Here is a 16375-nt window from a genome sequence, read left to right as displayed (position 1 = left end):
TTTTAGTATATCATTATTCATTTGCAGTTCACACGTTACGGATAACAACTCCCCGACTAGATAAATTGCTATACCTCTGTTAACTCAGCTTGTTTCTGAGGCTCCAGCTTGATACCTGTTTCAATCTCAATGAGAGCCTGCAGTCGTTGTATAAAAAGAGCAAATGAATTATCAATTTGCACAATATCTTTTTTACAAAGCGATTCAGCAACCCAAGTTCCGGCTAAATTATAAAGGCCATCAAATCGTTGGTAATAAAATGCATTTTCCTCTTTGCTCACAACCAGCCACCAACCATAAAACTCTCTTTGTTCAGGCACGATCTCCGGATCCACACACACCTCTAAGCAGTCAAAAAAGAACACGCTCTCTGTTGATTTTAATTTGCGAAAATAAGGACCTAAGTCAGTAAACAATTTAATTAATCTACCATGAGTAGGTGTTTTCTTTGTTAAAAAAGTCATAAAAATATATTTCCAATACAAGGATGTACATAAATATTAACTTACCACTCACTCAGCCAGATGTCTTGTTAACCACTGCGCAGAATAGCTTAAAGATTTCATATATGATTCAAAAATGGGAGGTTTATCAATAATATGAGACTCTCCATCGCAACTTGCACCGGCAATAAGTCGTAAATCCTGTTCGGTACACATAATATCGTCCTTATGGCCGATACTCAGGAGCGGTGTATTAATACGTTTACGCGCAAGTAACCCTTGTTTTATGAGGGAAAAGGGTACGCAATAGTGATATAAAATATCCACGCTAGAGCTCTTAACCTGCATCCTTGAAGCAAGGCAATCTAATAACATGGGCGGTAAACGTTTAAAGTTTTCCTCCTTATCAAAGAGACTACCGACCGCCGCCCCGACACAAACGACAGATTTAACATATTTGGGCTCTAAAAAAGCCAATCGTGCCGCAATATTACCACCAAAGCGCATCCCCATTAGTGCAATCCGGTCATGGTCAACCCAAGGCACTTCCATTAAATGGTGAATAATGGCCTGATGCAGGTTCGAGGAGTCCTGCTCTAATTTGATATGATTGGAATAACCAGTACCCGGCAGATCAACGGTCAACATCGCAATACCTGCTGGCGCAAGATCTTTTTCAAAAAGAGGCAGGAGTTCACATTGCAGCGTGTCCAGCCCACCACTCACAATAACCACCGGATGGATTGTTTCGCTATCAGGGAGATGTAAAAAACAGCTCACTTCTTTACCTTTAAAGGGAACTTTTATTTCCTTTAATAGGCAACTGTCATTGTATTTAAATGATTCACGATAACTATGAAATGCTAACGCCTGCGCCTGAAGGCTCAATTCATCCCCTTTCAAGTTGGGGTAGCTGGCAACACTGTAAAACTGAGAAGCACAATAATAGGCTTTTTGGGCCTCTTTTCGTTCTCCCAATTTGGCAAAGTTATTACCTTTTTTTTGATATCGCATTCCCAGCTGTGTCCATTCATAACTCCAATTACCTGAACGAAAACCGATAACACTGTCGAGAGTTCCTTCATCACTGCGTTTATTCGTGGAAGCTGAAATATGAGAAAGAACGTCGTAACAGTCGATAAGATCTAGCCCTTGCCATGACCAAAGCATAAATTTTAATAAACGATACCAGCCATTATGCTTTTCACCATCCATAATAACATCATCTAAAACATGGTTTTTTTTTGTTGATGAATTAGGGATAATTGTTGAAGTTTCTTGTACATTAAATTTAGGGGTAAAAAGTGTTTTAGATAAATTTTCTGACATAAGTTACTCGTCTTATAAAATCAGCGCGTATTTTAAGCGCAATATAATTAGGAACCAATAATGTTACAGATTACCGACAATGCAACAGAACAGCAATTATTGTCATTATTTCGTTTTGCTTTTCGTCCATTTTTTTTAGCTGGCACCACTTTTTCACTTTTATCCATGTTATTGTGGGTTGTTAATTTCTGCAAAAATAATACTCCCCTCACTATTACCCGCCACACTTTGGCATAGCCATAAGATGCTATTTGGTTTTGCTGGCGCGATTATTATTGGCATTGAAAGCAACAAAGTATTCATCCATTTTAACCACTAAGATTGATCAGATAGTTATGCCGATTGCTATAACAGCAAACATTCTTCTTTATTGAAAAAGATCTCGCCACCCTTTTATCGTAAAGTGATTCGCTTAGTGCTATTCTTATTTGCCGCTATATTGACACCTTTTGTTAAATCCGCTTTTTATTGTCAAAAAAACCACTTTAGAGAGGAAAGTACAGACCATAAGTCATTCATTTTTATTGTCTAAACATCCCCCTTCCCCTTTATATAAAAGCGACTTATTTGCACAGCAAAGCAGACACCTAAAGCATAGCCAGGCCACTGGCCCATCACTATGATGAAATCCACCACACTACGTTATAAAGTTAACATTTGGCATGAAATGTGCTTATTTTAAGAAAAGGAAGTCAAATATCAACTAAGGGGGTTACTATCGAAACAACAATACAAGCAGGGATCGCAAATTATCCTATGAACAATAGCCTGTTTACGGTATTTTCAAATGATCCTACATTAACTCCTGAAAACAAAATACTTTGCCTCGAGCAATTACAAACTTCACTCGATCTAAAAGAGATGATGACTGATTTTGCCGCTTTAGTGGCAAAGTTTATCCGCCCCTTTAATATACGTTTTCAATCCGCCCATGGTTTTTTTAGTCTTCAAAATGACGCTAAATTCCATTGCAGTGACAGTTTTAATTTGTCAATGACATCAACAAGCGCAAGAATCGGAGCTATCACATATCAAAGTAGCAACCCCATTACTTCGCAAGAAAATAAATTACTCAACGAATTACACCAATTACTGTTACCCAGTTTAAGACACGCACTAAAATTTTCAGAATTAAACGCGATGGTATTTAAAGATCATCTAACTAATATTGGTAACCGTGCTTACTATGATGAAAGTTTGGCAAGAGCGATACTGCAAAGCAGTCGCAGCGATCAAGCGTTATCATTATTAATATTAGATATTAACGACTTTAAAATGATCAATGATACTTTTGGGCATCTAAAGGGCGATCAAGTATTACAACACTTTGCGGGTATTCTGATTAAAAGCGTGCGTACCTCTGATATGGTATTTCGTTTAGGGGGTGATGAATTTGCAATTATATTGCAGCCAGGAGACCAAAATTCAGTTAATAAAGTGATTGCACGCATGCATCATGAAATTAAGAATAATAGTTTCTTAAGTAAGTTAAATTTTTCAAGCAGTGTTGGTTTTGGTCACTGGCAGATAGGGTTAAGCGCTAACGAGCTATTTTCCATCGCCGATCAAAGCCTCTATCTGAATAAAGTTGTTAATAAAAAGTCGAATAAATAAGAGGTGAGACCTAAGTACAGATTGAAATAGGGGGCCGTGCGGCGTGTAATCTGATGTCGAATAAATAGACAGCAAAGGATAACGCCGCTTAACTCGCTACTGCAATGGTTGCAGTAATTGCTTAATTGCACTCATTAAACTGGCAAAAACAAGCAATAGTGCCAACAAAGGGACAATAAACCACATCTCAATATGCACACTCGGCGTTAATTTAAGGCCCCACTTCATCAAGCTGAATTCAATCGACTCTGCCCCTATCGCCGCCACAAATCCAGCAACAACAGCCATCACGCCATATTCGCACCACAATGTTTGGCTGATCCGCCTTCTACTTGCACCCAAGGTGCGATAAAGTGTAATTTCTCGCTGTCGCTGCGTTAAACTCAAACGCAATAAAGTGAAGATCAATAAGATACCACTGACGACACCAAGCCCGGCCAATACACTTAAAGACCAGACTACCTGCGCCAGAAGCTGCTGAATTTTCTCCCCTATAATCCGAAAATCTAGCAAACTCACCGTTGGATAATTACGACCAAGCTCATTCAATAAGGGGGTTTGCGAGTCATCAATACGAAAACTGACCAACCAAGTAGCGGGTAGCTGTGCAATAACATCTGGCGTGAAAATAAAATAGAAATTAGGCTTCATACTCTGCCAGTTTACTGCTCGAATAGAGTTAACCGTAGCAACAACAGTTTGGTTGTTGACCGTGAAATCGAGACTATCTCCGATACCAATCTGCAGATCCTTTGCCACGCTTTGTTCGACGGAGACCCCGCCTTTATCTGTCCATGCTCCCTCTAAAACCTCATTATAGTCAGGTAACTGCTTAGCCCAAGTAAAATTAATTTCGCGATGTAGCACATTTATATCTTGCTTCTCTGGTGCGACTGTATCTTTGATTTTTCCACCATTAATGGCTGTTAATCGCCCGCGAATGATTGCATAAGCGGGAGAGCGCGTTATATTGTTTTTATCCAATTCCTGTAGATAGGCTTGCTGCTGTGCTGGGGCAATATTAAGTGCAAAGACGTTCGCTGTTTCCGCGGGCAATGTCTGCTGCCAATCACCCAAGAGATCGCTACGCAGCAACCAGATCAGAGTCACCAACAGCAGCGATCCAGAGAGCGCAGCTAACTGCATTATAGTTATCTTTTGGGAGCGCTTAATACGACTTAAAGCAAGGCTCATTGCAGCCCCCCATTTATAACGGCTAAGCAAAAATAACAAAGCATAACTGCTATTGGCTAAGACAAAAAATAGTACGATAAGCCCACTTAATACCATCCACACCAAGGAATTATTGCCATAAAAAAATATAAATGCAGCAATCGGTAGAATATTCAGCCACCAGCCTTTTTTAGAAGGCGTCGGCTGTTGTGCCTGCAACACGACAATCGCCGAGGTATCTAATAAACGAATTAGCGGTATGCCCAACGCAGGTAATCCAATCAACAACGCGACTAACGTTGCAAAGACAAAAGGTAGGTAACCGTAACCGGGTAATTGCTCAGGTAAAATATGTTGCAAAGGCAGACGCAAAAGTAACTCTAATAAGATCCCTACTAAGGAGCCTAGCAACAAACCGGCAGTAAACATCAATCCCACTTGCACCAATAACCATCGGCGCAACCAGCCTTTACTCGCCCCCATACTTTTAAGCATCGCCACCGTATCGATCCGACTGCGGGCATAATGCTGGCAGGTCAATATTAAGGTCACCGATGCCATCAGAATCACCATCACAATAGTGAGTGATAAATACTGTTTGGACTTGCTAATTAAATCAGCGCTGCGGCCATTATTATCCTCACTTATCCAACGTTGTGAAGCCTGCAATTGATAGTTTTGCTGTAACTGCGTTAAAGCACTTTTTTCGCCTTTAAAAAAGGTCCGGTACTGTACCCGGCTACCTACCTGAATAGCCCCCGTTTTAGGCAGATCAGATTCATGGATAAGGACACTGGGCATGGTTCTAAAGGGGTTAAAAGTCACCTCCGGCTGCGCTATAATTTTACCTGATATAGTTAATTCTGCATCACCAATAGCTAACTTATCACCTATATTCACCGCTAATAACGACAAGAGTTGCTCATCAATCCATAATTCACTGGCTTGTACCGAATGGCTAACCTTTTCAGTCTCGCCCATTAAAATCAATTCGCCGCGCAGCGGATAACTACTTTCAACCGATTTAACAGTGACTAACTGCATATTATTATCACTAAATGCCATGGTTTGAAAACGCGTTTGTGAAGAGCTGGTCAAGCCTAAATTTTGCGCATCAGAGAGCAATGATGGTGTTGCTGTGGCAGAGTTAAAAACTAAATCGGCGGCGATCATCGCACGCCCCTGCGAAGTGAGCACTGCATCTACGCGAATCGCCAATGCCGATAGCGCCACAACACAGGCGACGATTAAAGTAAGCGCAGCCATCACAGGCCAAAGTTGACCTTGCCAGATCTCGCGCAGACTCCAGCGTAGCAGCATTTTATTGCCTGATGAGACATTGCTAGTTTGCATTACAGCTCCTGCAGTTCGCCTGCGTGAATAGTGAGTATGCGATCGCATCGTTCAGCAAGATTGCTATCATGGGTGATTAAGACTAAGGTTGTGCCATATTCACGATTCATTTCAAATAACAGTTCAATGATATTTTGTGCCGTTTTCTCATCTAGATTGCCCGTTGGCTCATCAGCAAATAAAATTTTGGGTTGCGTCATAAACGCGCGCGCCAGTGCAACACGCTGCTGCTCACCTCCGGATAACTGCGCGGGTAAATGTGTTTCGCGCCCAGACAAACCGACGGAATGAAGTAATTGCTGCGCTTTGACGATATCTTCGCCCTCCCCCCGTAAAATAGCGGGTAAGGTGACATTTTCTAATGCCGTTAATGAAGGTATTAATAAAAAATTTTGAAACACAAAACCGATCGACTCGCTGCGTATTTTTGCACGCTGCTCGTCATCTAATTGCGATAGAGGCTGCCCAAGTAGTTCTATTTCACCCGAGCTTGGGCTATCTAGCCCCGCTAATAATCCCATTAGGGTTGATTTACCTGCCCCTGATGTGCCAATAATAGCGACACGCTCACGCGCAAAGATTTCAAATGAAATATCGTTTAGAATAGACAGCTGAGCCTCATTCGAACTGACTGATTTACAGACAGATACTGTTTTAATAATGGATAATGACATGAGAATATTTTTTTCCTTCTTTTTTATACTGCTCGTTTGTGCACCAACAAACGGTGCTACGCTGCTTATTCTCGGTGACAGTTTAAGTGCCGGTTATAATATGCCCATTGCGCAGAGTTGGCCGACGTTGCTCGATGGGCAGCTTAATCACAAAGGCAAACCCATCACGGTGATTAACGCCAGCACTTCCGGCGATACAACGGGCAATGGCTTAGCAAAATTGCCCGCCTTGCTTGCACAATATAAACCCACCACCGTATTAATTGAATTAGGCGCAAATGACGGTTTACGTGGTTTTTCAATACAAACTGTCAGTGCTAATATTGCGCAGATAATAACCTTAAGTAAAGCACAAAATAGTCAGGTTATTTTAATGCAGATCCAAATCCCACCTAACTATGGTAAACGTTATACGCAAGCCTTTAGATCACTTTATCCTAAATTAAGTGAGCAATATGGCGTCCCTTTAGTGCCTTTCTTTCTCGAACCTCTGATGCTGCAGAAACCTCAATGGATAATGAATGATGGACTGCATCCAACAGTGCAAGCGCAACCCTGGATTGCACAGTTTATGGCAAAGACGTTATCCCCGTATCTCGACTAACCTCTACAGAGGTTAAATAAGGAATCAGTAAATAGATGAAAATGAAGGCTTAACATTAAGCAAATACGATGCTTAGGTTATGCACACCGATTTCACTTCGTGACGTTTGGCATTGCCATAAACCAATAGCGGCTCGTAATTCGCCATCAATAACAATAAAGGGGATCAAATCACGTAACCACGGTGGCACATGATATTCATGTAACAATTTTTTAAGACTGCGCGAGCCGTTACGGCCGATCGGCTGGCAAGTTAATTGGGCCGGCAAATGCTGGCGAAAGCAGATCTCAATTTTGGCATTTTCTTGGTATTTAAAAATATCACTACGGTTATGATTGTCCGCATCTTGAATGAACAATAATTTTACCCGCCCATCCGCTAAGCTTATTTGTTGCTCTCCTTGCCAAGTAACTGACTCTCCTCTGTTTACTGCGATATCCAAATCTTTTAACAGATAAAGATGTTTACGGTAGCGACGAATAGAATAACCTTTAAACTGCATAACCGGTAGTGCATCATCTGTTGCTAAAACCACATCCGTCCAAATGACGTGTAATTGCGCAGCAGAGGGATAATCCAAGCAATTATCTTTAAACCAAAAACGTAACAAATTATTGCGACGCCCAGTGCTTAATTGTTTTAGTTGCTCAAATTTTAAAGCTTGTTGATTTAAAAAATAAAATACGCTGGCAGAGAAATCTTGTGCGGCGATTTCATCTAATATCTGTTGCTGCTCTTGGCAAATAGTCGCAGTGCGAGCCACCGATTTAGCTATCCCAGGCCAACGATTTTTAAGTAGGGGGGTGATCGAATGACGAATAAAATTACGATCAAAAAGTTGATCATGGTTACTTTCATCTTCAATCCAATGCAGCTCAAAGCAAGTCGCATAATCCGCTAACTGTGCCCGTGAAAAATTTAATAAAGGACGGATAAGATAGCCCAATTTTAGTTTCTGCTGATGATGGATTCCCTGCAGCCCAGTATTACCCGCCCCCCGTTTGAGCGCCAATAAGAGCGTTTCCAATTGATCATCTTGATGATGAGCCGTCACTAAATAGCTATTTTCAGACAAGCTTTGTGTTAAACAATGATAACGTTTCTCTCTCGCAAGCGCTTCTAAACTAGTACGAGTTTGTCTATTTAAGTGTACCTTTGAGCAGGTAAAATCAATCTTCAGTGTCACACATAAGGCGGCACAAAAATCCATCCAGCAATCGCCATTTTCACTTAAACCATGATGAATATGATGCGCATTCAAGGTTAAATTCGCCCCCCTTTCTCGTAATCGGGCAAAAAGGTGCAGCAACACAACAGAATCTAAACCGCCACTTAAGGCGATATGAAAATTAGCCGCTGGAGGCACCGATAGTAACTCCAGCTGTTTGCCAAATGAGTCTAATAAATCCTGCTTTTGCATAAAACAACAAACCTTACGAGACTAACGTCTCAGCTGCTACAGAAATAACTAACATGATCAAAGCTAACTGACATGTTCAAAGTGCAATGTCACATTCTCTTTGCCGAGTAAAGCAGACAATGCAAACAGCAAATCGTCACAGGGAGTAACAGACCAAGCCCGCCCTAATGACAATTCAGTTTGTGCGTATTTATTTTTATATTCAATAAAAACGGGGCATAAGCCGCCCATCGCCGGCTGCAAGGCGTCATTTAATAAAGTTTGAAAATCCTCACCGACCTGCTCGTAACTGATTGTAAGACGTAATTTAGAAGCAAAGCGTTCGCGCGCCTGATCAATGCTCATCACTTCGCGGGCATTCATTTTTAGACCGCCATTAAAGTAATCTTCACTGACCTGTCCCTGTAACACGATTACACTGTCAGCGACTAATAACGTTTCATACTGATCCAGTAGATCTGCAAAAACGGTAATCTCCATGCGTGAGCTTTTGTCATCAAGAGTGATAATGCCCATACGTTTGCCCGCTTTGGTCACCATTACACGCATACTTAAGATCAGACCGGCAACACGGCTATTTTGACCACGACGATTGGCCACAAGATCAGCCAATTTAGTGCAATAGAAAGCTTTAAGATGAGGCTCATATTGATTAATAGGATGGCCCGTTAGATATAAACCAAGGGTTTCTTTTTCACCTGCAAGCCATTTCTTTTCTGGCCATGGCAGTACACAAGCAAATTTATCAGCAATCTCTTCACTGTCAGTGGTTAATACTCCAAATAGATCAGATTGCCCAAACGCTTCCGCTTTTTTGTACTGCACAGCCGACTGCAGTGCGACCGGTAAGGTTTCCATGAGCGCCGCACGATGCGGCCCTAATTTATCTAAGGCACCGGATAAAATAAGTTTTTCCAAAATGCGCTTATTACAACGTTTAAGATCGATCCTGTTACAAAAATCAAACAGATCTTTAAACTTGCCCCCCGCCGTTCGAGCTTCGATTATTGCATCAACAGGACCTTCGCCAACACCTTTTACAGCGCCAATACCGTAAACAATGCGCAGATCCATATCCACATTAAATTTAAACAGTCCCTCATTTACATCCGGCGGACCAAGCACCAATCCCATGCTTTGACATTCAGCCACTAAGACAACAATTTTCTCAGTATTATCCATATCCGCGGACATCACCGCAGCCATAAAATAAGAAGGATAAAAAGTTTTCATCCACAACGTCTGATAAGAAACTAATGCATAGGCAGCGGAATGCGACTTATTAAATCCGTAACCGGCAAACTTCTCCACCAGATCAAAAATCTTCATCGCCAGTTCGCCATCAATGCCGTTGCCAACAGCACCTTCTTCAAAGGCAGCACGTTGTTTAGCCATCTCTTCTGGTTTTTTCTTACCCATTGCACGGCGTAGCATGTCGGCGCCGCCTAGGGTATAACCAGACAAGACTTGCGCTATCTGCATAACCTGTTCTTGATACAAAATAATGCCGTAAGTGGGCGCTAAAATCTCTTTTAACGAATCATGCTGCCATTTTTCATCAGGGTAGGAAACCGCTTCACGGCCATGTTTACGCTCGATAAAGTTATCGACCATGCCGGATTGCAATGGACCGGGTCGAAATAAGGCCACCAACGCGATCATATCTTCAAAAGAATCGGGCTGTAATCGGCGGATCAGATCCTTCATACCACGCGACTCTAACTGGAATACAGCCGTCGTTTCATAGCGTTTTAATAATTCAAAACAGGCCGGCTCGGTAAGATCGATTCTTTCAATAAAAATAGGCTCTTCGTTGCGTATTTTCTTATGTGCATTGGCCATATCCAGCGCCCACTGAATAATAGTCAGTGTGCGCAGTCCTAAGAAGTCAAATTTAACCAACCCAGCATATTCAACATCATTTTTATCAAACTGAGTCACCGGATTGTTGCCTGTTTCATCACAATAAAGCGGTGCAAAGTCAGTAATAGTGGTCGGCGAGATAACCACACCACCAGCATGTTTACCCGCATTACGAATAGTACCTTCTAGCGTGCGGCACATATCAATTAATGCGCGTACCTCTTCACTGCCATTATAACGGTCGTGAAGCCTAGGTTCCTCTTCAAACGCTTTTGCGAGAGTCATGCCTGGCGTTGGTGGTACCAATTTGGAAATACCGTCAACAAAACCGTAGGGATGCCCTAATACACGGCCAACATCGCGAATAACCGCTTTGGCAGCCATGGTCCCAAAAGTGATGATCTGTGAAACCGCTTCGCGTCCATATAACTGGGCAACGTGATCGATTACTTCATCACGTCTATCCATGCAGAAATCGATATCAAAATCGGGCATTGAGACACGCTCAGGATTCAAAAAACGTTCGAACAGTAGTTCCAATTCAAGCGGATCCAGGTCGGTTATTTTTAACGCATAAGCGACTAATGATCCCGCACCTGAGCCACGGCCGGGTCCAACCGGAATATTGTTATCTTTGCTCCACTGGATAAATTCCATCACGATCAAGAAATACCCAGGAAATCCCATGCTATTAATGACATCTAATTCTATCTGCAAGCGCTCGTCATAGGGTTGACGGATAGCAGTAAAATCGGGAGAGTTTTTATCAAACAGAAATTCTAAGCGCGCCTCTAACCCTTCACGCGAAGCCGTGCAGAAAAAATCATTAATCGACATATCACCGGTAGGAAAGTCCGGTAAAAAATATTCGCCTAAACGCAGTGTGACATTACAGCGTTTAGCTATTTCAACACTGTTTTCCAGTGCTTCAGGGATATCTGAAAAGAGTTCGCACATCTCCTGCTCACTACGAAGATACTGCTCTGGACTGTACTCTTTAGCACGACGATCATCACCTAAGGTAAATCCTTGATTAATGCAAACTCGGATTTCGTGAGCATCGAACATAGTTTTATCGGCAAAAACAACCTGGTTGGTGGCCACAACAGGTAACTGATATTTTTGCGCCCAGCTGAGCGCAAAATGTAGGTAGTTTTCTTCATCCGGTCGATTGGTACGGATCAATTCCAGATAGTAACGCTGAGGGAAATGCAATTGGTAGAAAGCGGTGATATCTTCCGCGAGCTGATGATGGCCTTTTAATAAGGCGTTACCCAAATCCCCTTCTTTTGCGCCCGAAAGTAATAATACGCCTTTATTATGTTCGATTAACCACGCCTGATCGATAATCGCACGACCACTAATATGGCCACGTAAATAAGCTTTAGAAATTAATTCGGTTACATTTTTATAACCATCATTATCCATTGCCAGTGCAGTTAAGCGGTACTGCTCACCTTCCACACGTTCACTCTGCATCCAAAAATCAGCACCAACAATCGGTTTTATGCCAGCGCCATGGGCGGCACCATAAAACTTAACCAGACCGCAAAAATTAGTTTGATCCGTGATGGCCAATGCGGGCATTTGCATTGCTGCAGTTTTAGCAATTAACCCCTTTATCTTAGTTAAACCATCCACCATGGAATAATCAGTATGCACCCGTAGATGGATAAACTTGGGGGTTGACGCTGTTTTAATCTGTTGCATTTCAGGCATAGGATCTCAATTAATAATTACTGACTATCTTACTTTTTTGTTCATCTTTTTTGGCGAATTTTTATAACATCCCCAATACTTTCTTAACGGGTTTAAAACTTTTACGATGCTCCGGGATAGCGCCATACTTTTGTAATGCATCAAAATGTGCTTTTGTCGGATAGCCCTTGTGTTGGGCAAACCCATAATGGGGATATTTTTTATCCAATACAAGCATCTCGCGATCACGCGTCACTTTAGCAATAATTGAGGCGGCGCTGATTTCAGCAACACGTAAGTCGCCTTTAACAACGGCTTCACATGGCATAACGAGTGTAGGACAGCGGTTGCCATCGATAAAAACAAATTCCGGAACAATGGCAAGCTTATCAACTGCGCGCTGCATTGCCAGCATAGTGGCATGCAATATATTAAGCTTATCAATTTCTTCTGGCGAAGCGCGTCCCACCGCAACACAAAGCGCTTTTTCATGAATCTGCTCAAATAGAAACTCGCGTTTTTTTTCACTGAGTTTTTTTGAATCGGTTAGCCCTTCGATGGGATTATTTGCATCTAAAATTACCGCGGCAGTGACCACATCCCCCACCAAAGGACCACGCCCAACTTCATCTACACCCGCGATTAAATCAAAATCGGGATAAATTATATCTGCAAAATCACTTTTTAACTTACTCATTATCTCTTTCTCATTTAACGGGATTCTAATAAATCAACAACAGCTTGGGCGGCTTTGCTATCGGCATCGCATTTTATCAGCTGATGCAACTCGGTAAAGGTCTTAATAATTTCGTTATTATCTTCGCCTAATAACCGTTTTAACTCTGTCACTATATTGTCGACCGTGCAATCATTCTGGTTAAGTTCTTTAACGACCTCTTTATTAGCAATTAAATTAGGTAATGAAGTGTATTTTATATTGGACAGTGATTTAGCAATAATGTAAGTAATTGGCTTCACTTTATAGGCCACCACCATCGGTGCTTTTGCCAACATAGCTTCAAGCGCAGCGGTACCAGATGCCAAAAGCACAGTATCGGCAGACTGTAAAACAGCGCTTGCTTCGCCATCAAAAACGAGCAAAGGCAGATTCGGCGCATACTGTTGTTGCTGGGCTAAAAACTGTTTTTTACGCGCCTTATTGACCATCGGGACAATAAATTTTAGGGTGGGATATTGCTCACTGATAATAGCGGCGGCTTGCAAAAAGATCGGTCCCAGCATCTCAACTTCCGCTTTACGGCTGCCGGGTAATACGGCTAACAGTTTATCCCCCAACGGCAGCCCTAATTTCTGACGCGCAACTGACTTTTCAGGCACTAATGGCAATTGATCCGCCAGTGTATGACCAACAAACTGGCAAGGTACATTAAATTTATCATAAAACGCTTTTTCAAATGGCAGAAACGCTAGCACTAGGTCGGTCGCACGAGCTATTTTATGAATGCGCCACTGCTTCCAGGCCCAGACTGAAGGACTGACATAATGGATCGTTTTTATATTATGCTGTTTTAATTTAAGTTCAACAGTGATATTAAAATCCGGCGCATCAATACCTATAAAAATATCCGGGGGAGTCGCAATAAAATGCTTAACAATAGCGCGCCGAATACGTAATATACTGCGTAACTTGCCGATTACTTCGGCAAACCCCATCACCGACAAAGCTTCAAGCGGGTACAACGCATGGCAGCCTTGCGCTATCATCTTAGGCCCAGCTATGCCTTCAAAGATGGCATCTGGATAATGCAGCTTTAAAGCTTTAATCAACCCTTCACCCAAAATATCGCCGGATGCTTCACCAGCAATCAGGCCAATTCTTAATGGTTTATTCATCTCTAATTTGCCTTAAAAAAAAAGGCTCTAATGAGCCTTTTTTAAATAAAATTAATTGACTATGCGCAAACTACCTCTACCGGACAATGCCGCGGTTATCTGCACAGATAAAATCATATAGTATTTGTAATTCAGGAGCGTCTGCAATTTTTTCTGCAATCTCCTGTTTAGCTTCTTCAAGTGTATTACCCTGACGGCAAATTACTTTATAAGCTCGTTTAATTTCCATAATCGCCGCACTACTGAATCCGTGACGTTTTAAACCCACAGAATTAATGCCTTGTGCCTGCGCATAATTGCCTGTTGCCAAGAAATAAGGTGGAATATCTTTATTGACCGCCGAGCAACCGCCCACCATTGCATACTCACCAACTCGGGTGAACTGGTGTAGCGCAGAAAGACCGCCAATAATGACGTGATTGGCCAGCTTGGTATGTCCAGCTAAGGTGGCATTATTTGACAAGATAATATGGTCACCAAGAATACAATCATGTGCAACATGCACATAGGCCATCAGTAAGTTATTATTACCGATGCGTGTTGTTCCCTGATCCTGTGCGGTGCCACGATGGATCGTACAGCTCTCACGAAAAACGTTATTGTCACCAATGACCAAAAAAGTTTCTTCACCATTATATTTAAGATCTTGGCAATCTTCACCAATTGAGGAGAATTGATAAATCTTATTACCTTTACCCATTTTAGTGGGGCCTTTGATAACAACATGTGGTGCGATCCAACAGTTATCACCAATTTCTACTCGATCGCCGATGACGGTATAGGGACCAATTTCTACATTTTCACCTATCAGCGCATTTTCATGCACTATTGCGGTTGGGTGAATCCGAGCTGTTGAATTCGTCATTAAATCTCTCTTCTTGCGCACATAATCATCGCCTGACAAGCTATTTCCCCGTCTATTTTCGCCACACACTCAAATTTACCCATGCCGCGACGCTCTTTTAAATAGATAACTTCAAGGTGCAACACGTCACCCGGTACTACCGGTTTACGAAAACGGACTTTATCGATAGAGGCCAAAAAATAAAGTTCATTTTCGGCGGGCTTTCCGTAGGTTGCGAACGCCAAAATACCAGTAGCTTGTGCCAATGCTTCAATAATCATCACACCAGGAAAAACCGGTGTGCCCGGAAAATGACCTTGAAATTGCGGCTCATTAAAGGAAATATTCTTAACTGCATGCAAGGTTTTACCTGGAACATAATCTAATACACGATCGACTAATAAAAATGGGTAGCGATGTGGTAAGAGATCCATGATCTCTTTAATATCTAATGAATTTAATTCGTTACTCACGATCTGTTCCTTTATTTAATCTTTAAGTTGTTTTTCGAGTTCTTTAACACGTTTGAATAAATCACTTATTTTTAACGTGAGTGCAGTTGTTTTACGCCAAGCTCGGTTTTTTTGTGCTGGTACACCAGACGAATAAACACCTGCTTTATCAATGCTGCGCATCACCATACTATCGCCAGTGATAACGACATTATCAGTGATAGTTAAGTGGCCGTTCATTGCCACTGAGCCGCCAATAATACAATGCGTACCAATTTGTGTGCTGCCCGCAATATTAGAACCGCCAGCAATCGCTGTATGCGCACCGATAGTGACATTATGCGCAATTTGACACTGGTTATCAATTTTCACGCCATCAGCAATAATAGTGTCTGCTATTGCACCGCGGTCAATCGTAGTTGATGAGCCAATTTCAACATCATCACCAATTTGGACTCGACCTATTTGTGGTATTTTCACCCAAGTCCCTTGATAAGGCGCATTACCAAAACCATCTGACCCAATCACACTATTTGCATGGACAATGCAACGTTTGCCTATTTGACAGTGATGATAGACAGTGACATTTGGATAAATTTTGGACTGCTCTCCAACCCTTGAATTTTCTCCAATCACTACGTTCGCTAAGATCTGACAGTTAGCAGCGATTTTAACACCCGCTCCGATAACGACATGCGCCGCAATGGCGACATTTTCACCAATTTCGGCTGTTTCATGGATCACAGCCGAAGTCGCAATACCGGCAGATAGATTCGGTGTATTATCAAAAATTTTTGCTAATAATGCATAACCAACATAAGGGTTGTCCATAAACAGCGCATTGCCTTGATAACTCGTTTGCAAAGCAGTGGGCAAAACAATAGCACTTGCATTACAATCGGCCAACTGGGTGAGTAATTTTTTATCAGAAACAAAAGTAATATCACCCGGTCCGGCCTGAGAAAATGTAGCCAAACGTTGTAAAACAAGATTTTTATCGCCCATTAGTTGGGCGTTTAATTGTTCAGCTAACTGAGATAAAGTGTATGTCATT

At 41.9% G+C, this 16375-nt stretch carries 14 protein-coding genes; 3 read left to right on the top strand and 11 right to left on the bottom strand.

What is annotated here, in order from left to right:
- Positions 1 to 68 precede the first annotated feature (68 nt).
- Entirely contained in the window at positions 69 to 464 is a 396-nt protein-coding gene (crl, locus tag KSO91_RS00240) for a sigma factor-binding protein Crl (RefSeq protein WP_238740143.1), read from the bottom strand.
- Positions 465 to 512: 48 nt separating this feature from the next.
- Complete coding sequence (gene frsA, locus KSO91_RS00235; protein ID WP_238740141.1) at positions 513 to 1772, bottom strand: esterase FrsA; 1260 nt, start codon at positions 1770 to 1772, stop codon at positions 513 to 515.
- A 60-nt stretch (positions 1773 to 1832) separates the two neighbouring features.
- Between frsA and KSO91_RS00230 the strand changes: the two genes are divergently transcribed.
- Both KSO91_RS00230 and KSO91_RS00225 read left to right on the top strand, forming a co-directional pair.
- Positions 1833 to 2009 carry an NnrS family protein gene (locus KSO91_RS00230; RefSeq protein WP_238740139.1) on the top strand — a complete coding sequence of 59 codons (177 nt, stop codon included), beginning with the start codon at positions 1833 to 1835 and terminating at the stop codon, positions 2007 to 2009.
- Positions 2010 to 2441: 432 nt separating this feature from the next.
- A complete protein-coding gene (locus KSO91_RS00225; RefSeq protein ID WP_238740137.1) occupies positions 2442 to 3386 on the top strand; it encodes a GGDEF domain-containing protein in 945 nt (314 codons plus the stop codon).
- Between the two features lie 96 nt (positions 3387 to 3482).
- On the opposite strand, the gene KSO91_RS00220 is transcribed toward KSO91_RS00225, so the two are convergent.
- The gene (locus KSO91_RS00220) at positions 3483 to 5912 is read right to left on the bottom strand and encodes an ABC transporter permease (RefSeq protein ID WP_238740135.1); all 2430 of its coding nucleotides are present in this window, start codon (positions 5910 to 5912) and stop codon (positions 3483 to 3485) included.
- Positions 5912 to 6586, bottom strand: a complete 675-nt coding sequence (locus KSO91_RS00215) for an ABC transporter ATP-binding protein (protein WP_238740133.1) — start codon at positions 6584 to 6586, stop codon at positions 5912 to 5914. Before KSO91_RS00215 ends, KSO91_RS00220 begins: the two co-directional genes overlap by 1 nt.
- Here KSO91_RS00215 and KSO91_RS00210 point away from each other — a divergent pair.
- On the top strand, positions 6585 to 7190 hold the full coding sequence (locus tag KSO91_RS00210; RefSeq protein ID WP_238740131.1) for an arylesterase: 606 nt from the start codon (positions 6585 to 6587) through the stop codon (positions 7188 to 7190). The genes KSO91_RS00215 and KSO91_RS00210 overlap by 2 nt on opposite strands.
- A 55-nt stretch (positions 7191 to 7245) precedes the next feature.
- On the opposite strand, the gene tilS is transcribed toward KSO91_RS00210, so the two are convergent.
- From tilS to lpxD, 7 genes are all read right to left on the bottom strand, one after another.
- On the bottom strand, positions 7246 to 8610 hold the full coding sequence (gene tilS / locus KSO91_RS00205) for a tRNA lysidine(34) synthetase TilS (RefSeq protein WP_238740130.1): 1365 nt from the start codon (positions 8608 to 8610) through the stop codon (positions 7246 to 7248).
- A 63-nt stretch (positions 8611 to 8673) separates the two neighbouring features.
- A complete protein-coding gene (gene dnaE / locus KSO91_RS00200; RefSeq protein WP_238740351.1) occupies positions 8674 to 12183 on the bottom strand; it encodes a DNA polymerase III subunit alpha in 3510 nt (1169 codons plus the stop codon).
- Between the two features lie 70 nt (positions 12184 to 12253).
- Positions 12254 to 12868 carry a ribonuclease HII gene (gene rnhB / locus KSO91_RS00195; RefSeq protein WP_238740128.1) on the bottom strand — a complete coding sequence of 205 codons (615 nt, stop codon included), beginning with the start codon at positions 12866 to 12868 and terminating at the stop codon, positions 12254 to 12256.
- 14 nt (positions 12869 to 12882) lie between these two features.
- Positions 12883 to 14025, bottom strand: a complete 1143-nt coding sequence (lpxB, locus tag KSO91_RS00190; RefSeq protein ID WP_238740126.1) for a lipid-A-disaccharide synthase — start codon at positions 14023 to 14025, stop codon at positions 12883 to 12885.
- A gap of 76 nt (positions 14026 to 14101) precedes the next feature.
- Entirely contained in the window at positions 14102 to 14890 is a 789-nt protein-coding gene (gene lpxA, locus KSO91_RS00185) for an acyl-ACP--UDP-N-acetylglucosamine O-acyltransferase (protein WP_238740124.1), read from the bottom strand.
- A complete protein-coding gene (gene fabZ / locus KSO91_RS00180; RefSeq protein WP_238740122.1) occupies positions 14890 to 15342 on the bottom strand; it encodes a 3-hydroxyacyl-ACP dehydratase FabZ in 453 nt (150 codons plus the stop codon). The genes lpxA and fabZ overlap by 1 nt, the downstream gene beginning before the upstream one ends.
- Before the next feature lie 15 nt (positions 15343 to 15357).
- The gene (gene lpxD, locus KSO91_RS00175; protein WP_238740120.1) at positions 15358 to 16374 is read right to left on the bottom strand and encodes a UDP-3-O-(3-hydroxymyristoyl)glucosamine N-acyltransferase; all 1017 of its coding nucleotides are present in this window, start codon (positions 16372 to 16374) and stop codon (positions 15358 to 15360) included.
- Position 16375 lies beyond the last annotated feature (1 nt).

Origin of the sequence: Psychromonas antarctica, from assembly GCF_022267535.1 — a bacterium.
GTDB lineage: Bacteria > Pseudomonadota > Gammaproteobacteria > Enterobacterales > Psychromonadaceae > Psychromonas > Psychromonas antarctica.
This window is presented reverse-complemented; position numbering and strand designations above follow the sequence as displayed.